Source organism: Corynebacterium incognita, assembly GCF_014217255.1.
Lineage (GTDB): Bacteria > Actinomycetota > Actinomycetes > Mycobacteriales > Mycobacteriaceae > Corynebacterium > Corynebacterium incognitum.
Map to the genome: position 1 here is coordinate 1,531,867 of NZ_CP059404.1, position 17,995 is coordinate 1,549,861.

At 64.9% G+C, this 17,995-nt stretch carries 19 protein-coding genes; 12 read left to right on the forward strand and 7 right to left on the reverse strand.

Annotated features, from left to right (window positions below; all coding sequences use genetic code 11):
• Window positions 1-9 precede the first annotated feature (9 nt).
• From H0194_RS07100 to H0194_RS07135, 8 genes are all read left to right on the forward strand, one after another.
• A complete protein-coding gene (locus tag H0194_RS07100) occupies window positions 10-870 on the forward strand; it encodes an ABC transporter ATP-binding protein (RefSeq protein ID WP_246388836.1) in 861 nt (286 codons plus the stop codon).
• 46 nt (window positions 871-916) lie between these two features.
• Window positions 917-2,233, forward strand: coding sequence for a glutamate-1-semialdehyde 2,1-aminomutase (gene hemL / locus H0194_RS07105; RefSeq protein ID WP_185175242.1), 1,317 nt, complete (start codon window positions 917-919; stop codon window positions 2,231-2,233).
• A gap of 54 nt (window positions 2,234-2,287) precedes the next feature.
• Window positions 2,288-2,908, forward strand: a complete 621-nt coding sequence (locus H0194_RS07110) for a histidine phosphatase family protein (RefSeq protein ID WP_185175243.1) — start codon at window positions 2,288-2,290, stop codon at window positions 2,906-2,908.
• 7 nt (window positions 2,909-2,915) lie between these two features.
• Window positions 2,916-3,530 carry a TlpA disulfide reductase family protein gene (locus H0194_RS07115; RefSeq protein WP_185175244.1) on the forward strand — a complete coding sequence of 205 codons (615 nt, stop codon included), beginning with the start codon at window positions 2,916-2,918 and terminating at the stop codon, window positions 3,528-3,530.
• 63 nt (window positions 3,531-3,593) lie between these two features.
• Window positions 3,594-4,427 (forward strand): cytochrome c biogenesis CcdA family protein, encoded by an 834-nt coding sequence (locus tag H0194_RS07120; RefSeq protein WP_185176940.1) that lies wholly within the window; start codon window positions 3,594-3,596, stop codon window positions 4,425-4,427.
• Window positions 4,428-4,488: 61 nt separating this feature from the next.
• Window positions 4,489-6,108: a cytochrome c biogenesis protein ResB gene (locus H0194_RS07125; RefSeq protein ID WP_185176941.1), complete on the forward strand. Its 1,620-nt coding sequence runs from the start codon at window positions 4,489-4,491 to the stop codon at window positions 6,106-6,108.
• Window positions 6,109-6,278: 170 nt separating this feature from the next.
• Window positions 6,279-7,349, forward strand: coding sequence for a c-type cytochrome biogenesis protein CcsB (gene ccsB, locus H0194_RS07130; RefSeq protein WP_185175245.1), 1,071 nt, complete (start codon window positions 6,279-6,281; stop codon window positions 7,347-7,349).
• Window positions 7,350-7,435: 86 nt separating this feature from the next.
• Window positions 7,436-7,705, forward strand: a complete 270-nt coding sequence (locus tag H0194_RS07135; protein WP_185175246.1) for a helix-turn-helix domain-containing protein — start codon at window positions 7,436-7,438, stop codon at window positions 7,703-7,705.
• A 21-nt stretch (window positions 7,706-7,726) separates the two neighbouring features.
• On the opposite strand, the gene H0194_RS07140 is transcribed toward H0194_RS07135, so the two are convergent.
• Entirely contained in the window at window positions 7,727-7,987 is a 261-nt protein-coding gene (locus H0194_RS07140) for a hypothetical protein (RefSeq protein WP_185175247.1), read from the reverse strand.
• 47 nt (window positions 7,988-8,034) lie between these two features.
• On the opposite strand from H0194_RS07140, the gene H0194_RS07145 reads away from it, so the two are divergent.
• A complete protein-coding gene (locus tag H0194_RS07145; RefSeq protein ID WP_185175248.1) occupies window positions 8,035-8,352 on the forward strand; it encodes a DUF4229 domain-containing protein in 318 nt (105 codons plus the stop codon).
• Window positions 8,353-8,376: 24 nt separating this feature from the next.
• Here the strand turns inward: H0194_RS07145 and H0194_RS07150 are convergent, their stop codons facing one another.
• Complete coding sequence (locus H0194_RS07150) at window positions 8,377-9,270, reverse strand: 1,4-dihydroxy-2-naphthoate polyprenyltransferase (protein WP_185175249.1); 894 nt, start codon at window positions 9,268-9,270, stop codon at window positions 8,377-8,379.
• Window positions 9,271-9,295: 25 nt separating this feature from the next.
• Between H0194_RS07150 and H0194_RS07155 the strand changes: the two genes are divergently transcribed.
• Window positions 9,296-10,288, forward strand: coding sequence for an aldo/keto reductase (locus H0194_RS07155; protein ID WP_185175250.1), 993 nt, complete (start codon window positions 9,296-9,298; stop codon window positions 10,286-10,288).
• 92 nt (window positions 10,289-10,380) lie between these two features.
• Here the strand turns inward: H0194_RS07155 and menE are convergent, their stop codons facing one another.
• From menE to H0194_RS07170, 3 genes are read right to left on the reverse strand one after another with little or no spacing between them, the layout of a single operon-like run.
• Window positions 10,381-11,520 (reverse strand): o-succinylbenzoate--CoA ligase, encoded by a 1,140-nt coding sequence (gene menE / locus H0194_RS07160; protein ID WP_185175251.1) that lies wholly within the window; start codon window positions 11,518-11,520, stop codon window positions 10,381-10,383.
• Between the two features lie 11 nt (window positions 11,521-11,531).
• Window positions 11,532-12,179, reverse strand: a complete 648-nt coding sequence (locus tag H0194_RS07165; protein ID WP_185175252.1) for a response regulator transcription factor — start codon at window positions 12,177-12,179, stop codon at window positions 11,532-11,534.
• Window positions 12,176-13,489, reverse strand: a complete 1,314-nt coding sequence (locus H0194_RS07170; RefSeq protein WP_185175253.1) for a sensor histidine kinase — start codon at window positions 13,487-13,489, stop codon at window positions 12,176-12,178. The genes H0194_RS07165 and H0194_RS07170 overlap by 4 nt, the downstream gene beginning before the upstream one ends.
• Window positions 13,490-13,601: 112 nt before the next feature.
• Here H0194_RS07170 and H0194_RS07175 point away from each other — a divergent pair, with 112 nt between their 5' ends.
• Both H0194_RS07175 and H0194_RS07180 read left to right on the forward strand, forming a co-directional pair.
• A complete protein-coding gene (locus tag H0194_RS07175; RefSeq protein WP_185175254.1) occupies window positions 13,602-14,237 on the forward strand; it encodes an ABC transporter ATP-binding protein in 636 nt (211 codons plus the stop codon).
• A gap of 112 nt (window positions 14,238-14,349) precedes the next feature.
• Window positions 14,350-15,630: a hypothetical protein gene (locus tag H0194_RS07180; protein WP_185175255.1), complete on the forward strand. Its 1,281-nt coding sequence runs from the start codon at window positions 14,350-14,352 to the stop codon at window positions 15,628-15,630.
• Here the strand turns inward: H0194_RS07180 and H0194_RS07185 are convergent.
• Together H0194_RS07185 and H0194_RS07190 are read right to left on the reverse strand one after the other, a co-directional pair.
• Window positions 15,627-16,595 carry a 1,4-dihydroxy-2-naphthoyl-CoA synthase gene (locus tag H0194_RS07185; protein ID WP_185175256.1) on the reverse strand — a complete coding sequence of 323 codons (969 nt, stop codon included), beginning with the start codon at window positions 16,593-16,595 and terminating at the stop codon, window positions 15,627-15,629. The genes H0194_RS07180 and H0194_RS07185 overlap by 4 nt on opposite strands.
• Window positions 16,596-16,609: 14 nt before the next feature.
• Window positions 16,610-17,923 carry an alpha/beta fold hydrolase gene (locus tag H0194_RS07190; RefSeq protein WP_185175257.1) on the reverse strand — a complete coding sequence of 438 codons (1,314 nt, stop codon included), beginning with the start codon at window positions 17,921-17,923 and terminating at the stop codon, window positions 16,610-16,612.
• Window positions 17,924-17,995 lie beyond the last annotated feature (72 nt).

Sequence of the window (17,995 nt, forward strand, 5' to 3'; positions counted from 1 at the left end):
AAACACGTGATGAATCAGAAGAACGCTGCCGTCGCCGCAGAAACCCGCTCCGGAAAGCCCTCCGGAATGACCTCCGGCCTGCCCGTTGCCATCGACGCCGTGCGTGCCGGATACCGCGGCGGACCCACGATCGTCGGCAAGCACGATCCCGTCACCCTGCACGCACAACCCGGCACCGTCACCTGCCTGCTCGGACCCAATGGTTGTGGCAAGTCCACGCTGCTTAAAACCGTGAACCACCTCCTCGCGCCGTCGGCAGGCGAGGTCCGGGTGGGGGAGAAGGCCGTAGCGGCGATGAAGCCGCGGGAGATCGCGCAACACGTGGCGCTGTTGCCGCAAAGCCCCGTGGCGCCCGAGGGCCTGTTGGTCTACGAGCTGGTCTCGCGCGGGCGGCACCCGCATCGTGGACGGTTCGGTGGCAACGGCCCGCAGGACCTTGCGGCCATCGAAGCCGCGCTGGACGCCACGGATACCGCACTGTTGGCGGAGACCCCCGTCGAGCAGCTGTCCGGCGGGCAACGCCAGCGCGTGTGGCTGGCCATGGCACTGGCGCAAGAAGCCCCCGTGCTGCTGCTGGACGAGCCCACCACCTACCTTGACCCGGCGCACGCCATGGACATGCTGGAGTTAGCCCGCGCGCAGGCGCGCGCCGGGCGCACCGTCATCATGGTGCTGCATGATGTGATGCTGGCGGGCCAATATTCCGACGAGCTCGTGCTCATGCACGACGGGTTCATCCACGCCACCGGCGCCCCGAAAGACGTGCTCACGCCGACGAACCTTAAAGAGGTTTACGGCATGGACGCCGAGGTCTGGGACGACGCGGTGTCTCCCGTCATCGTGCCGCGCGGCCGCCCGCCACGCCCCTGAAGGACTCAAACTTTTGTATAGGGCGGGAATCCGTACAATGTAGACCATGTCTATTTCTGGGTCTTCCGCTTCGTCTCACCTTTCCTCCGATTCCTGGTTCGAGCGCGCGCAGCAGTCCACGCCGGGCGGCGTGAACTCCCCGGTGCGTGCCTTCGGCTCCGTCGGCGGCCACCCGAGGGTCATCGCCCGCGGCCAGGGCTCGCGCCTGTGGGACGTGGACGGCAACGAATACGTGGACCTGGTGAGCTCCTACGGGCCCATGATTCACGGCAACGCCCACCCGGAGATTGTGGAGGCCGTGCAGAAGGCGGCCGTCGATGGCCTGTCTTTCGGCGCACCCACCACCGCCGAGACCGAGCTGGCCGAGGCCATCATCGCGCGCACCTCGGTGGAGAAGATCCGCCTGGTCAACTCCGGCACCGAGGCCACGATGTCTGCCGTGCGCTTGGCCCGCGGTTTTACGGGTCGCTCCAAGGTGATTAAGTTCGACGGCTGCTATCACGGCCACGTGGACGCGCTGCTCGCCGCCGCTGGTTCCGGCGTGGCCACCCTGGGCCTCCCGGATTCGCCGGGCGTGACCGGCGCGCAGGCCCAAGACACCATCGTGTTGCCCTACAACGACCTAGACGCGGTGCGCGAGGCCTTCGCGGACAACGACGGCGAGATCGCCTGCATCATTGCTGAGGCCGCCGCGGGCAACATGGGCACCGTCGCGCCCGCGGAGGGTTTCAACCAGGCCCTCAAGGACATTGCGCACGCCAACGGTGCCCTGCTCATCCTGGATGAGGTGATGACGGGCTTCCGCACCTCGCACAAGGGTTGGTTTGGCGTCGACGGCGTGGCGGGCGACCTCACCACCTTCGGCAAGGTCGTCTCCGGCGGGCTTCCCGCCGCCGCGTTCGGCGGCCGCGCGGACGTCATGGACTACCTCGCCCCGCAGGGCCCCGTTTACCAGGCGGGCACACTGTCCGGTAACCCGGTGGCCATGGCTTCGGGCCTGGCGTCCCTGCGCCTGGCCGACGAGTCCCTGTACCCCCGCCTCATGCAGCGCGCGGACCAGCTCAGCGGCCTCATCTCCGAAGCGCTGACCGGCGCCGGGGTGGCGCATCACATCCAGCGCGCCGCCACCATGTTCTCCATCCGCTTCGCCGAGGGCGAGGGCCGCAACTTCGCGGACATGCAGGCCGCGGACACCTTCCGCTTTGCGCCCTTCTTCGCGGCGCTTCTCGACGGCGGCGTGTACGTCCCACCAAGCGCTTTCGAGACCTGGTTTGTCTCCGACGCGCTGACGGACGATGATTTTGAGGTCATCGAGAAGGCCCTCAAGCCTGCGGCGGCCGCCGCAGCACAGGCCACCGCTTAGGCCCGCACTTCCACGATCCGCACACCCCAAAACCCGGACAACATAGGAGCATTCATGACCACCATCGTTCACCTGGTGCGCCACGGCGAGGTGCACAACCCGGACAAGATCCTCTATGGACGCATCCCGGGCTACCACCTGTCCTCCCGCGGCCACTCGCAAGCCGCGCGCACCGCGGAATCCTTCCGGGATCATGACGTCACCTACCTCGCGGCGTCGCCGCTGCAGCGCGCCCAGGAAACCGCGCTGCCCATCGCCAAGGTCACGGGGCTGGACGTGCAGGAGGATCGCTTCCTCATCGAGTCCGGCAACCGCTTCGAGGGGCTGCGCACCAAGGGCTGGCGCTCCCAGCTGTGGAACCCGGTGCGGTGGCCGCTCATGCGCAACCCGCTTGAGCCGTCTTGGGGTGAGCCCTTTACCGAGATCGCCAGCCGCATGATGGACGCCGTGGAGCGCGCCCGCGCCGCCGCGGAGGGACACGAGGCCATCCTGGTCAGCCACCAGCTTCCCATCGTGACCGTGCAGCGCACCGTCATGGATCTGCGCCTGGCTCACGCGCCGTGGGATCGCGAGTGCGACCTGGCGTCCGTGACGTCCATCGTTTTCGGTGCGGACGGGGCCGCGCCCGATGAGATCACCGATATTGCCTATTCCACCCCAGCACGAGAGATTTAGCTCAACTATGAACAACAACCGCCCCGCCCGGGCCGCGCTCGCCGCGGTCTTGGCCACCGCCGCGCTGTTCATGAGCGCCTGCGGACTGGACAAAGAAAGCTCCCAGAACGCCGTGGCGTCTGGCGGCCAGTTTGAGTTCCACACCCCCGGCGGTGAAAAGACCATCACCTACGACGAGTCCGAGCGCAAGCCACTCAAGGGATTTAGTGGAGAGTCCGTCCGCGAGGACGGCAAGACGATCGCTTTGGACGACTTCAAGGGCCAGATCGTCGTGCTCAACTCGTGGGGGCAGTGGTGCGCGCCGTGCCGCTCTGAGTCCGATGATCTCCAGGAGATCCACGAGTCGCTGCAAAACGATGGCACCGGCACGGTACTGGGCATCAACGTGCGTGACTTCAACAAGACAATCTCCCAAGACTTCCTCAAAGACAACGGCCTGGAATACCCGTCCATCTACGATCCGCCGTTCAAGACGGCCGCGGCGCTGGGCGGCGTGCCGACGTCCGTGGTGCCCACCACCATCGTCTTGGACACGCAGCACCGCCCCGCGGCGGTGTTCCTCCGCGAGGTCACAGCCAAGGACGTCCTTGAGGTCACCGACAAGCTCGCGCAGGAAAGCTAGGCAGCCATGACCTCCGAGTCCCTTCTCGCACCGCAAACCTTCAATCTGGCGAGCGCCGAGACCATGATGCTCGCCAGCATCGGCGACACCTTCGCCAACGCCGCCGTCAGCGGCCCGCTGCTGCTCGGCATGCTCGCCGCCGCCGCGGCGGGGCTGGTGTCTTTCGCCTCGCCCTGCGTCGTGCCGCTGGTGCCCGGCTATATCTCCTACCTTGCTTCCATCGTCGGTGGCGAGGCCGGTTACGGCACCGCAACGAACGCCGGGGGCGAGGTAGACGAGGCCGGGGCCGACGGGGGCGTCGGCAAGCGTCGCCAGTGGGCCGTGGTGGGTTCCGCGCTGCTGTTTGTCCTCGGATTCACTGTGGTGTTCTTGCTGGCCACCGTGTCGATCTTCGGCGCGATTTCCGCGCTGACGCTCAACGCGGACCTGCTCATGCGCATCGGCGGAGTGATCACCATCCTCATGGGCGTAGTGTTCATGGGCATGGTGCCCGCCCTACAGCGTGATACCCGCATGGCGCCGAAGCGCTGGACCACCTGGCTGGGCGCGCCGCTGCTTGGTGGGGTCTTCGCCCTGGGCTGGACCCCCTGCTTGGGGCCTACACTGGCGGCCATTATCTCCGTCTCCGCCGGCACTGAGGGCATGACCGCGCTGCGTGGCGCGCTGCTCATCGTCGGCTATTGCCTGGGGCTGGGCCTGCCATTTATTCTCGTAGCTTTCGGCTCCGCCCGCGCCATGCGCACCGTGGAGTGGCTGCGCAAGCACTCCCGCGCGGTGCAGATCACCGGCGGCGTGCTCATGATCCTCGTCGGCGTGGCCTTGCTCTCTGGCGCGTGGGGCTATTTCATTAACTGGATTCGCCAGTGGACCGTCGACTACGGCGCGACATTTATATAAGGAGTCTTACTTGTCTGTTGTGTGGACGTGGCTGAAGAAGTCGTGGCGCTGGCTGACCAGCATGCGCACTGCGTTGGCGTTGCTGTTCTTGCTCGCCATTGCCGCCATCCCGGGATCATTGCTGCCGCAGCGCTCGCTCAACGAAACCAACGTGAACGAGTACCTGGCCAATAACGGCAAGGTGGCGGAGATCTACGACAAACTCCAGCTCTTTGACGTCTTCGAGTCCAGCTGGTTCGCCGCCATCTTCACCCTGCTCACCATCTCGCTCGTGGGCTGCATCATCCCGCGTTCCTGGGAGCACTACAAGGCCTGGCGTACCAAGCCCACCCGCGCCCCGCGCTACCTGGCGCGCATGCCGCAGCACGCGGAGGAAACCCTGGACACCGACCTCGACGGCGCGAAGGCCCAGGTGCGCACCCTGCTCAAGGGTTGGCGCGTGGCGGAATACTCGGCAGAAGAGGATCGCGCGGGCGCGGTGAGCCTGTCCGCGGAGCGCGGCTATGCCCGCGAGCTGTGCAACCTCATCTTCCACATCGCGTTGGTGGCCATGCTGCTCACCATCGCCGCAGGCAAGCTGTTGCACTACGAGGGCCAGGTCATCGTGGTCACCGAGTCCGGTTCCTACGATCACGCCGTGGATGTGGACCAGTCCAAGGAATTCTGCAACACGTCTACCTCCAACTTCGACTCCTTCCGCGCCGGCGCGCTTTTCGACGGCACGGGGCTCAACCCCTTCTGCTTCGTTGCGCATGACTTCGCTGCGGAATACCTGCCCAATGGTCAGGCGAAGATGTTCACCTCCAACGTTTCCTTTGCTGAGGGCGATGACATCTACACCGATTCCGAGTCGTGGGAAGACTACGAGCTGAAGGTGAACCACCCGCTGCGCCTGGCCGGCGACCGCGTGTACCTGCAGGGTCATGGCTACGCCCCGACCATCACGGTGGAGTGGCCCAACCGGGAAAAGCGCACGCAGACCATGCAGTTCCGCCCGGATGATCTGACCTTCTTCTTGTCCTCGGGCGTCATGCGCTTCGACCCGCCGGCGGGCATGCACCCAGATTTGTACGAGCGCCGCCAAAACCAGCTGGCCATCCAAGGACTGTTCGCGCCCACCGCACAGTGGACGGGTGAGAACGAAAACATCCTGGCTTCTTCGCACCCGGCGATGAACAACCCGGCGCTCGCGGTGGACATTTATCGCGGCGACGCGGGACTGGACACCGGCACGGCCCAGAGCATCTTCTCCCTGGATCAGTCGCTCATCCATTCCGGTCAGCTGCAGAAGATTGAGCGCGTCAACCTGGAGCAGGGCGACAAGGTCACGCTCGATGACGGCACCAAGATCACGTTCGAGGGCGCCAGCGAGTACGCGAACTACCAGATCTCGCACGACCCAATGCAGAAGTGGGTGTTGGTCTCCACCGTCATCATGTTGGCCTCGCTCGTGGGCTCCCTGGTGATCAAGCGCCGCCGCATCTGGGTGCGCCTGCGCCCGGTCACCGACGGTGCTGGTGCCAACACCAGCATCGCGACCGCTACCGTCGTGGAGATGGCCGGTCTGGCGCGCACCGATTCCGCCGGCTGGGGCGAGGAATTCGACGAGCTGCACCGCCGTCTCCACGACCTCCCCGATCCGGACGAGGTGGAGGAAGACGAGATCTACACCGACGACTAGCCGGGGCACCCGGCCCAGCCGCCGGTGGTACTCAGCCGCCGCCGTGTATCAATAAAAAGTTGGATAACCCAGCGGTCAGTAGTAGCCTAATGGGCACTTGCCCCCACGTGGCCGCCGTGAAATGCGCACGTTTTGTCGTACTCAGTACAGTATGTGAGGTTTGAACCAAGATGCTGGTCAATCAGTCCCTGTCCAATTTTTCGGACATCTCCTTCCAGACCGCGTTCATCATCTACGTCATCGCGTTGATCTTGTCGCTGGTCTACTACGGCCGCGTGCAGGGCATTGTGGCGCGCCGCCGTGCACTGCAGGCTGACGCTACGGCTGAGAGCTCCGCGAAGGAACTCGTCACCGTTGGCGGCGCCGGCGCGGACGTCGATACCACAGCCTTTGCTGGTTCCGACGGCGCCACTGACCTCCCCGCCGGCATCGGCCACGCCACGGACGCGGGCGTCGATAAGCAGGCGCTCGCGGCCGACGAGGCCAAGGCGGACAAGTGGGGCGGCATGACCCAGTCGGTGATCTGGCTGGGCATCATCTTGCACTTCACTGCGATTGTGCTGCGCGGCCTGGCCACCAGCCGCTTCCCATTCGGCAACCTTTACGAGTACGTCCTCATGGTCACCGGCATCACCATGGTGGCGGCGTCGATTGCCATCCAGCGCAAGGAATGGCGCACGCTGTGGCCGTGGCTGCTCACCCCGATCCTGGTGCTGATGTTCTACGGCGGCACGAAGCTCTACGCTGAGTCCGCGCCCGTGGTCCCGGCGCTGCAGTCCCACTGGATGCCGATCCACGTCTCCGTGGTCTCCACTGGTGCGTCCATCGGCATCGTCTCCGGTATCGCCTCGCTGCTGCACATGCTCCGTGTATGGCAGCCGAAGGGGCGCGAGTCCGGGTTTTTCGGCGCCATCGCGCGCCCGCTGCCGTCGGCAGTGAAGCTGGACCAGTTGGCCTACCGTACCGCCGTGATCACCCTGCCGGTTCTCGGCGTCGGCATCGTCCTGGGCGCCATTTGGGCCGAGTCCGCGTGGGGCCGCTTCTGGGGCTGGGACCCGAAGGAAACCGTGTCCTTTGCCACCTGGGTGCTCTACGCCGCGTACCTGCACGCGCGCGCGACGCCGATGTTCCGCAAGGCCGCGCCGTGGATCAACATCCTGGCCCTGGCCACGATGATCTTCAACCTATTCTTCATCAACATGGTGGTCTCCGGCCTACACTCCTACGCGGGCCTGAACTAGGCCGCCACGCATCACGCACACAGCACACCATGTGCAGCGCACCGCATGCACCACAACGCACGCACTAGAAGTGGAGGCCACCCCGCATGAGCGATGAGACGAACGCCCCGAACCGCACGCGGAACAAGCAGGGCAAGCCAGCCAGCGATAATCCGATGATTGTGGCGCTGGGGGAGGCCCTTGCTTCTCGACGCCGCGAGCTCGGCGTCCTGCAGCAGGACCTGGCATCCAAGGCGGGGGTGTCCCGCTCGACGTTGCACACCATCGAGCACGGCGGTAGCGGCGTGCGGTGGGAAAAGGTCGCTGCTGTGGCCGACGCCTTAGGTATGGAGATGTCCTTTACGCCCAAGGACTAAGAACGCAGGCGCGCACCCTTATCAGTTCTCGTCGGATTGCTCGCCAGGGTTGTCGCGGTGCTTCTTGTCGCGTGCCTGCTGTTCGCGGCGCTGCTTCTCGCGCTCGGCTTTGAAGCGTTCCTTCTCCAGGTTCCACAGGAATTCCTCGTCATCATCGGGTCCCTTGATGGCGCGGGGCTCGGGCTCGGCGGGTTGGTTCTTCGCCCACGAGGACGGGCCGAAGGCCTTCCACACCAAGTAGATGGCAAGAAGGACAAGCAAGATTAGAAGCAGGCGACCCATGTCCATCAGTTTAAAACGTCCATAGTGAGGGAGTACAATTGACCAGCGTGAATGACAAGCAGACCGCCCCGCCGGAGCCGGATCCGGCGCTCAAGCGCAAGACCCGTGTGGCCATCTTCAAGTACGGTGCTGCCCGGTTCGGGCTGTTTCTAGTGCTGACGGCGGTCATCCACTTTCTCGCCGTGGCTATCGGCGCGATGGTGCCGCTCATGATGTCCGCGCTACTGGCGCTCATCGTGGCCTTCCCGCTGTCCATGCTGGTGTTCACGAAGTGGCGTCTGGAAGCCACTAACTCCGTGGCGGAGCTATCCCGCCAGCGCAAGGCGCGCAAGGAATGGATTCAGGCAGAGCTGTCCGGCCGCTAACGCGCCCGGGACCCGGCACTTACATCACGAGGCGAACACGAGCCCCGCGGCCATGAGCACGGCCCAGATGAGCATCGCGCGGCCCGTGAGACCCAGCACCGGGATGAGCGCGCCGGCCTGGGCACCAGAGTTGACGGTGCGCACCGCCATGAGTGCCAGGGGGAACGCCAACAGTGAAATCAACGCTGGCCACGCCGTCAGCGCCACGGCGATGGTGAGCGCGAACGGCAGCAGCGCCAGCGCGGTGAAGAGGTTGCGGGCCTTCGCGTCGCCCAGGCGCACCGCAAGGGTGATCTTGCCCGTCTGTGAGTCCGAGGGGATATCGCGGATGTTGTTCACCAGGTTCACACCCGCGGACATCGCGCCCACGCCCACGGCCAGCGCCAGGCCCACCCAGGTGACCCGGCCGGCCTGTGTGAACTGTGTGCCGAGAACGGCCACGAGGCCGAAGAACACGAACACGGCGATCTCACCCAGTCCGCGGTAGCCGTAGGGGTTCTTGCCGCCGGTATAAAACCACGCGCCCGCGATGCATACCGCGCCCACGAGGATGAACCACCATGCGGACAGCAGCGACAGCGCGATGCCCGCAATCCCCGCCACGCCAAAGCACGCGAACGCCGCGTATTTCACGTGTGCGGGCTTGGCTAGCCCGCCGCCGGTGAGCCGCTGCGGGCCGGTGCGATCGTCGTCAGTGCCGCGGATGCCGTCGGAGTAGTCATTGGCATAGTTCACGCCACAGATGAGCGCCCACGCCACCACCAGGGCGAGCAGTGCCCGGCCCAGGTGCGCGCCGTCGATAGCCGCGGCCGCGCCAGTGCCCGCCACCACGGGGGCGAAGGCATTGGCCCACGTGTGCGGGCGGGCGCCGTCGAGCCAGTCTTTGTAGGTTGCGGGGTAGTGGCGTGGATCAGTCATGGGGATTGAGTTTACTCTGGTGGGCATGGAACGTCGCACGCTGTCAGAACACCTCACCACAGCCAGTCCCGGTGGTGACGAGCACGTCGCTGCCACCGTGAATGCGGTAGCGCTGGGCTGCACGTCGATGACGCCGCATTCCTACCCGGACTCCCCGCGGCGCGAGGAGATGATCCGGACGCTGCGCACGGTGTTCGACGCCGGCGTGAACTTCTTCGACACCTCGGAGATCCAAGGTCCGCACACCGGCGAGCAGATGCTTGGCGACGCCCTGGGCAACCGCGGCGTCGTGTGCACCAAGTTCGGCTGGGAGATTGCCGACGGCACCCCGACGGGCAACTTAAACTCCCGTCCGGAGGTCATCCGCGCCAGCGCCGAGGGCTCCTTGCGGCGCCTGCAGCGCGAGCGTCTCGACGTCCTCATGCAGCACCGCGTGGACCCGGAAGTCCCCATCGAGGACGTCGCGGGCACCGTCGGCGAACTCGTCGCGGAGGGCAAGGTCGCACGCCTGGGCCTGTGCGAGGCTTCGCCTGACACCATCCGCCGCGCGCACGCCGTGCACCCGGTGTCGGCGGTGCAGTACGAGTACTCCATCTGGTCCCGCGAGCCGGAGAAAGAGCTCCTCGATCTTTGCGACGAACTCGGCATCGCGTTCATGGCGTATTCCCCGCTGGGCAAGGGCATGCTGGCGGGCACGGCCCAGGCCAACGACGACGCCTCCTCACCGCGCCTGCACTCGGCGAACTTTGCCACCAACCAGCGCTTTGCCCAACAGCTCGCGGACTACGCCGCGACCCTCGACCGCACCCCGGCGCAGCTGGCCTTGGGGTGGTTGCTGGCCCAACGCCACTTCGTCTTCCCCGTGGCTGGTTCCACCAACCCCGGCCGCATCATTGCCAACGCCGAGACCACCGCGCTGCGCCCCGACGAGGTCGACCACGTCAATCAGCTTTTCGACGCCGCCACCATCGCTGGCAAGCGCTACACGGACAAACACCTGTCATTTGTGGAGGACTAGCTGCTGAAACCCATGCCCGAACACTGGGCGCAAGGACTGGCCGGGCAAGAGCTCTCGGGGCGCGACGTTCTCCACAGTCGACACGGTGCTGGTTACTGAGTGAAAAGGGTCTTCACGGCTTGCCGGTCCACTTTGCCTGGGCCGGTGAGTGGCAGGGCGTCGACGTGGAGGAGATTCTTGGGGCGTTGCCAACGGGGGAGGGCGGCGTCGTCGAGGGCGATGAGGATGTCGCCGGGGTCGGCGTCTCCCTCGTAGGCAGCGACGATCATGTGACCCAGGCGCGCATCGGGTAGACCGACGACGCAGGCGCCGCGCACGCCCTTCACCGCCAGGAGGTGCTGCTCCAAGTTTTCCGGGTGGAGCTTCAGTCCGCCGGAGTTGATGATGTTGTCCAGGCGGCCGGTGATGGTGAGCGTGCCGTCGCGCAGCTGCCCGCCGTCGGAGGTGATGAACCACCCGGGTTCCGCAAACGCCTCGTGGTCGGGGGCGTTGCGATAGCCGCGCGCGATCATGGGGCCGCCGAGGTGGACGCGGCCGTCGACAAGCTTGACCTGCGCGCCGGGGAGGGGGCGGCCGTCGTAGACGCACCCGCCGGAGGTTTCCGAGGAGCCGTACGTGGCCACGACGGTGATGCCCAGTTCCGCGGCGGCTGCGCGCAGCTGCGGGTTGATCGCGGCACCGCCGACGAGCACGGCATCAAAGGTGCGCAGGGCGTCGATGCCCTGCATGGTGTCCATCGCCTTGGCCAGCTGCATCGGCGCGAGCGAGGTATAGGTGCGGTCGCCGGTCTTGTCCAGCTCGAAGGCCGCGGCGCCGAAGGCGGCGACGTTAAAGCCTTGGGAGACATCCACACACAACGGATCTACGCCCGCGATAAGCGAGCGGATAAGCACCTGGATGCCGGCGATGTGGTGGGCGGGCATGGCCAGCAACCATTGTCCCGGCCCGCCGAGCACCTGGTGGGTGGCGTCAGCGCTGGACACGAGGTTTACGGCGGTGAGCATCGCACCCTTCGGCGTGCCTGTGGACCCGGACGTGGGCACCACCAGTGCGACGTCGCTGTCGATGTCCGCGCCCGCGCGCTGCGAGGCGCGCAAGAGTTCTGCCTTAGCCGGACCGTTGCCGGGGACAGGCAGGTAAGCGTAGTTACCCGCGATGGCCTCCTCCAGCGCGGGCAGGATACCGGCCGGGTCGTGCGGGTCAACGTGCAGCGGTCGCAGGATGGTGTTCACGCCATTAGATACTAGGGGTTGTGGGCGTGGTGGCGCAGCCAGGTCAGCACGGCGCGGACGCGGCGGTTGTCATCCTGCGGCGTGAAGCCGAGTTTGAGGAAGATATTGGCGATGTGTTTACTCACAGCTCCGGCGGTGAGAAAAAGTCTTTGTCCAATGTCCGAATTGGACATGCCTTCCGCCATGAGCTGAAGCACTTCCTTCTCGCGGGATGTGAGCTGGGAGAGCTCGTTGTGCTGACGGCGTAGGAGCGAGGACACGACCTCCGGGTCAACGACGGTGTCCCCGCTTGCCACCTTGTCCATAGCGTGGAGGAATTCTTGGATGTCGCTGACGCGTTGCTTGAGCAAGTAGCCGAATCCACCCTGGTCCAAGAACTCGTCGAGGTAGGCGGCGGCAACATACTGTGACAGGATGATAGACGGCACGCCTCGGTTGGTGCCGTTACTACGAATATCCCGTACTGCGCGGACACCGTCATCGGTCATATCCGGCGGCATGCGCACGTCACTGATCACGAGATCCACGGGTGCTTGTTCCGCAAGACTCCGTAATTCGTCGGCGTCGCGTGCTTTAGCGACGTTGTGGCCAGCGGCGCGGAGTACTTCGCTGAGACCCGCAAGCAACAGTGCGGAGTCTTCTGCGAGGATGATCTTCATCGTGCCCCTTTCTGTGGAAGTGAGATGGTGAGCTGCGCACCGGAGAATTCGTTGCTGCTGCCAAATTCAACATCGCCGCCCAAGCTGCGCGCTCGTTCGCGCAAGCCCGCGATTCCAGTACCCGAGGACTGTTCGGCGTTCAAGTCCGGGACTGCGGGCTGGGATGGCGATGCGGCAACGCTGCGTTGCAGGTCGGGGCCCGTTCCGTCGTCACTGATGGTGACGGTTATGGCGCTGGTGCTCTTGTCGTTGCTGTAGTCACGGCTACGGCCGTGTACGCGAACCAGGACGTGGGAGGCATGGCCATGCTTAGAGGCATTCGTGAGGGCTTCGGATACCGCGTGGTAGAGCAGCAAGGCCTGGGTGTCGGTCAGAGCATTGGTCTCAGCAGCTGCGTCTACCTCCACATCGCCGGCGAGGCCGGAAGAATGCACTAGTTCATTGATGGCTTCTACTAGACCATGGTCTTGGAGAACCTGGGGGTAAATGCCCCGCACCGTGGACCGGAGTGCTTCCAGGGCCTTGTTGGAATTCTGGCGGGCTTGTTCCAACGAATCTGCCATGTGCTCGGGATTGTTGGCGGCATGTAGTTGTGCTGCAGCGATGTTGAGCTGGACCGCGGTGAGATACTGCTGCACGCCGTCATGAAGCTCCCTCTCGATACGGCGGCGCTCACCGGAAAACGCGTCGATGATCGTGGCACGAGAAGATTCCAGTTCCTGAACCTTGTGTGCGTTGGCGCCGTGCGCGGCGACCGTGGCTGCGGTGCTCGCCCCGGTAATCAGCCAACAAAAGTAGCTGTGGATAGTGACCAGGATCGCGGCGGAAGGAAGGCACAACGCGCAGATGATCCCGATGTTGTTGGTTCGGTAGTTGCCAAAATTCGCCGAAAAATCGGGATCGGTGACAGCGAGGATCGGGGTGGCCATCCAGACGACAAACACGATGAGGGCCACCGTCCAAGCGATCAGCGCGAGCAACATGAGGATGATGTGGGCCAGGAGATTGAGGGCCTGCGGGCCATCGAAAATTTTAATGGCCCGACGCTCCGCACAGGAAACGCCCACAAAGGAGGCGCCAGAGACCGCGACGTTGTCCACTACGCGGGCCACCCACGGCACCCATGCTAAAAGAACAAGGGAAACCACAACAGTCGGAATGCACAACAACGCCAAGACGAAGGACCAAGCCATCACCCGCCAATGCTGGCGGCGCCGCAGCAACCGCAACGGGTTGCGGGAGAATCCACTGGGCCAATAGCGCGTTGGTGCTGCTGCGGATTCCGTGGCGGAGGCTCGTGTGGGCGTCATGATGACTTCAGCTTAAGGCGAACGGCACCGGAAACACAGTAGAGCTAGCTCCACCACTAGTGGGCAGCTGAGTGCATTTCTTTCAGCAGGCACGTCGCGTGCAATGAGAAGCATGACAAAGAACAAGATTCGCACCCTGAAAAGCGGCGAGGACATCGTGGCTACTGGGGTGGCCAAGAAGTTTGGTCGTAAGACCGTATTCTCCGGGCTTGATGTTCGCGTCCCCACCGGCAGCATAGTGGCTCTTACCGGCCCCAGCGGTTCGGGTAAGTCGACGTTGATGTCCTTGCTAGCCGGTATTGATAAGCCCTCCCAGGGCGTCGTGGAGGCACCTGGCCGCACGCAACGTGGTGTTATTTTTCAAAACTACAACCTCGTCGGCACGATGACCGCGGTGGAGAATGCGTTGCTGACCGCACGTCTATTAGGGAAGAGCCCAACCATCGCCGCGGTGCAAGATACCTTTGCCTACCTCAACATTGACGGGCTAGAAAAGCTGCTGCCGCACCAGCTGTCGGGCGGACAACAACAGAGAGTCGCCGTGGCGCGAGTGTTGCTCGCGCGGACCCCGTATATCTTCGCGGATGAGCCCACAGGCGCGCTGGACCGGACGAGCGCTCGCATCGTCATGGGTGCCCTCCGCAGTGCGGCCGATACCGGAACCGCAGTGGTGCTCATCAGCCACGATGCGCAAGCGCTCGACTACGCGGATGCCCGCGTGGCATTAGGGGGTGCCCATGCAGCATGAGGGTAAGAGGGTGAAGAAGCAGGTGTACACGCCGGTTTCCCTGCAGGGGAAGAGGTCTCGCGGAAGTGCCTTACGGGCGTTGTGGAGCGCAGTGTCGATCGCGGGAACAGACATGTGGTCCACTCGGGTCGCGTGGGCCGCGCTGGTTGCTACTTCTTTCGTCGCCAGTGGCTGCCTCGCTGTGGCCTATGCTTTTCTGCTCGGCGAAAGCACCGTGGAGGGCATTGAGTCTTTGACCGGCACGGTCATCGGTTTTGCGGTGATCGGTGTGCTCACCGCCGTGGGGACGCTGAGTGGACTGGTCGTAAGCGAACGCCGCAGCACGTTGGCGAAGTGGAAACTCGCGGGAATGCCCGACGCGCTGTGTTCGCTGTTGATGCTGGCACAGGTGCTGAGCGCAGTAAGCCTAGGAGCGGTGGCTGGACTCCTTGTAGCGCCCATCCTGCTGAGACCAACGAAAAAGGTTCTCGATGATGCGCTACTTGCTATCGACCCGAGTTACGGCATACCGGCGGTGGCCTGGGCGCTGGGGACGGTGCTGGCGGCCACACTGGGTTCCGCCTTGCCTCAGCTCTGGCGGGTGTATCGCCTGCACCCGCTGCGCGCATTGCGGGAGGCTACCTTGCCGCGCGCGAAGCCCGGCTTCTGGTCCACCGCGTGCGGCTTAGGCGCACTCGGCGGTTATATCGCGCTGTTTGAAACCGCGCGCCGCGGCAATTTTGATGCCGGTGACGAGCTAGCGTCCAGCGTTTTCGGTATGCACATGCTGCTGGTGTGCGCTGTTCTGTTCCTTATGGATTGGTTGATCGTAGCCACCGTAGCCGTTGGGGGTGTGCCTGCGAAGTGGCGCCTACCGGTACCGGTGCTCGTCGCTCTCGCTAATCTGCGCCGCTATTCGCTCTTTAGTCGCGCCGTCATTCTCCCGTGGGTGGTGACGGGAGTGTTCGTGGTGAGCACGTGGGCGGTGATCCTTGTAGGCGACCGTTGGATGGAAGGGGCGTCGACAAGCGAGTCCGAACTCGTGCTGCTTCTGATCGCGCCGGCGCTGGTACCGAATATCGTCGCCGGGCTTTTCAGCACACTGGTTATCCTCCCGCGAGTGCGCGGAGATGATCGCGCGTTGGTGATGGCGGGTGCCCCACCCGGATTCGTGTGGCGTGCCGCCGTAGCGGAGGCCAGCGGTATCTGTGCCTTCATTGTCATTTTGGTTGCGGCGGTGACGTTGACCGGCATCCTGGTCACCACAGGTTTCCTCACCGGCGACCCGTTCACGCCTGGCTGGCTGGAGGCGGTCCCGTGGAAACTTTCCCTCCAGTTCGTCGTGGCGTTGCTTATCCTTGTGGTCAGCACAAGGTTGGTGGGGCGCAGTGGGGTGTGGCGGCCGCGGGCCTAGTAGTAGTACGGGAACTGGTCCCAGTTGGGCTCGCGCTTTTCCAGGAAGGACTCCTTGCCCTCGACGGCCTCGTCGGTCATGTAGGCCAGGCGGGTGGCCTCGCCGGCGAAGACCTGCTGGCCCATGAGCCCGTCATCGGTGAGGTTGAAAGCGAACTTCAGCATGCGTTGCGCGGTGGGGGACTTGGTATTGATCTCCCGGGCCATCTGGATGGCTGCCTTCTCCAGATCGCCGTGATCGGCCACCTCGTTGACCGCGCCCATCTGCTGCATGCGCTCGGCGTCGTAGGTGCGGCCGAGGAAGAAGATCTCGCGGGCGTACTTTTGCCCCACCATCTTGGCCAGGTAGGCGGAACCGTAACCGGCGTCAAAGGAGCCGACGTCGGCGTCGGTCTGCTTAAAGCGCGCCTCCTGGCGCGACGCGATGGTCATGTCACACACCACGTGCAGGGAGTGCCCGCCGCCGGCCGCCCAGCCGTTGACCACGGCGATGACCACCTTGGGCATCGTGCGGATGAGGCGCTGGACCTCCAGAATGTGGAGGCGGCCGCCCTCCACCTTTTCGCGGGCGGTGTCCACGGTGGACTCGTCCGCCGTGGCGTCGTCGGAGTCGTGCGCGGTGGCATAGCGGTAGCCGGAGCGGCCGCGGATGCGCTGGTCGCCGCCGGAGCAAAACGCCCAGCCGCCGTCCTTGTCGCTGGGGCCGTTGCCGGTGAGCAGCACGGTGCCCACGTCGGGGGTGCGGCGCGCGTGGTCCAGCGCCCGGTAGAGCTCGTCCACGGTGTGGGGGCGGAAGGCGTTGCGTACTTCCGGGCGGTCGAAGGCGATGCGCACAATGCCGTTCTTGCGGCCCTCACCCACGTGGCGGTGGTAGGTGATGTCGGTGAGGTTCGCAAAGCCGTCCATCACCTTCCACTGGGAAGGATCAAAAGGGTTGTCGGTGCTGTAGGCGCGTTGTTCGGTCATGGTTCTACCTTAAGTTAGTGGTCGCGGATTTTATCGCGCAGGATGTTGAACAGCCCGGCGCCGTCGACGCTGATGCCGTTGTGCTGGAAGTAGTTGGTGATGTGCAGGCGGCAGTCGCGGTAGGCGCCCGCGGTGTCCAGGGAGAGCTCCAGCGGGACGAAGATGTCGTCGTAGTATGCGGCGGCCGCGGCCACGGGCGCGGTGGCCAGCACGTCGCGGTCGTACGGGGAGCGCTCCCATGAATGCGCGGCCAGGGCGTGTGCGGCGTCGGCAAGCTCGTGCAATGCCGGGTCCTCCTCAAACTGCCAGGGGTAGACGTGCTCGCCGGTGAGGAAGTATTCGTCCGCGCTGCGCGGATCGGCGTCCTCGGCGAAGGCTTCGAACTCCGCGCGGATGCGGTGCGCGGCCCAACCGGTCACGTCCTGGCCTCCCACGCCGCCGTAGATGGACTCGTGGATCGCGGCGTACAGGGGACCGTGGGCGAAGGAGACGCGGTCGCCGACCTTGGCCAGGAAGTCCGTCTTGAGGCGCTTTTCTCCGGCCACCTGCCGGAAGGGATCTTCTAACAGGTAGGCGAGCGCGGCGAATCCGCTGCCGCGGCCGAGCTCGATGCCGATGGTGCGGAACCGACGCGCGGAGAGTCGCTCCCCGGTGGGTAGGGTCTCGTCTGCGTTGTCGAGGTGGTGGGCGATCTCGCGGATGCGTTCCTCGGCCCAGGGGAACTGGGCGTAGAACTCGCGGTGGCGTGCGGCCAGCTTGGAGTAGGTGGCGCGGTAGACATCGTCGACCCCGACGGCGGTCGCGGGTAGCCCACCGGTGAGGTAGGCGTGCGTGACGGACTCGGGGTGGTGGGAGAGATACGCGGTAATGCAGAAGCCGCCGAAGCTCTGCCCGATGAGCGCCCAGGCGTCGATGCCGAGTGCTTCCCGCAGCGCCTCGCAATCTTCCACGATGTATTCCTGATGCAGGAGTTTTAGCTTGTCGACGCCCCGGTCTTCCGCAGCGCTGGCGCCGTCGATGCGGTGCGAGCGCCCCGTGCCGCGCTGGTCGATGAGGATGACGCGGTAGTGCTGGAGCGCTTGGCCCAACCAGCCCGAGGTATCGAGCGGGCGCGGCGCCGGGAAACCGGGGCCGCCCTGCAGGTAGACCAGCGCGGGGCGGTCGTCGGTGGAGGCCGTGGCGCCATCAGCGCCTGGAAGGCTGAGTTCTCTGGCAAACAGTTCAAAAGTATCTCCCGCATCCGCTGTGAACGGATCCCAGGGGACGGTGAGGCGGTGTTCCTTCATTGTCAGGCCGCCGCGACGGGAGGTGGTGGTCTCAAGGTTCATGGTTGACCAGTTTAGCTGTGAAAACGTGGTTGGCGATGGTGAAAGCCCATTGCTGAATGTGCCTGATTGTTT

Bases quoted from the DNA above. Each gene is read 5' to 3' on its own strand.
- H0194_RS07115 (WP_185175244.1), top strand. From the start codon at position 2,916: ATGAACAACAACCGCCCCGCCCGGGCCGCGCTCGCCGCGGTCTTGGCC.
- H0194_RS07120 (WP_185176940.1), top strand. From the start codon at position 3,594: ATGATGCTCGCCAGCATCGGCGACACCTTCGCCAACGCCGCCGTCAGC.
- hemL (WP_185175242.1), top strand. From the start codon at position 917: ATGTCTATTTCTGGGTCTTCCGCTTCGTCTCACCTTTCCTCCGATTCC.
- H0194_RS07175 (WP_185175254.1), top strand. From the start codon at position 13,602: ATGACAAAGAACAAGATTCGCACCCTGAAAAGCGGCGAGGACATCGTG.
- H0194_RS07165 (WP_185175252.1), bottom strand. From the start codon at position 12,179: ATGAAGATCATCCTCGCAGAAGACTCCGCACTGTTGCTTGCGGGTCTC.
- H0194_RS07155 (WP_185175250.1), top strand. From the start codon at position 9,296: ATGGAACGTCGCACGCTGTCAGAACACCTCACCACAGCCAGTCCCGGT.
- H0194_RS07125 (WP_185176941.1), top strand. From the start codon at position 4,489: ATGCGCACTGCGTTGGCGTTGCTGTTCTTGCTCGCCATTGCCGCCATC.
- H0194_RS07170 (WP_185175253.1), bottom strand. From the start codon at position 13,489: ATGACGCCCACACGAGCCTCCGCCACGGAATCCGCAGCAGCACCAACG.
- H0194_RS07185 (WP_185175256.1), bottom strand. From the start codon at position 16,595: ATGACCGAACAACGCGCCTACAGCACCGACAACCCTTTTGATCCTTCC.
- H0194_RS07150 (WP_185175249.1), bottom strand. From the start codon at position 9,270: ATGACTGATCCACGCCACTACCCCGCAACCTACAAAGACTGGCTCGAC.
- H0194_RS07140 (WP_185175247.1), bottom strand. From the start codon at position 7,987: ATGGGTCGCCTGCTTCTAATCTTGCTTGTCCTTCTTGCCATCTACTTG.
- ccsB (WP_185175245.1), top strand. From the start codon at position 6,279: ATGCTGGTCAATCAGTCCCTGTCCAATTTTTCGGACATCTCCTTCCAG.
- H0194_RS07100 (WP_246388836.1), top strand. From the start codon at position 10: ATGAATCAGAAGAACGCTGCCGTCGCCGCAGAAACCCGCTCCGGAAAG.
- H0194_RS07180 (WP_185175255.1), top strand. From the start codon at position 14,350: ATGTGGTCCACTCGGGTCGCGTGGGCCGCGCTGGTTGCTACTTCTTTC.
- H0194_RS07135 (WP_185175246.1), top strand. From the start codon at position 7,436: ATGAGCGATGAGACGAACGCCCCGAACCGCACGCGGAACAAGCAGGGC.
- H0194_RS07190 (WP_185175257.1), bottom strand. From the start codon at position 17,923: ATGAACCTTGAGACCACCACCTCCCGTCGCGGCGGCCTGACAATGAAG.
- H0194_RS07110 (WP_185175243.1), top strand. From the start codon at position 2,288: ATGACCACCATCGTTCACCTGGTGCGCCACGGCGAGGTGCACAACCCG.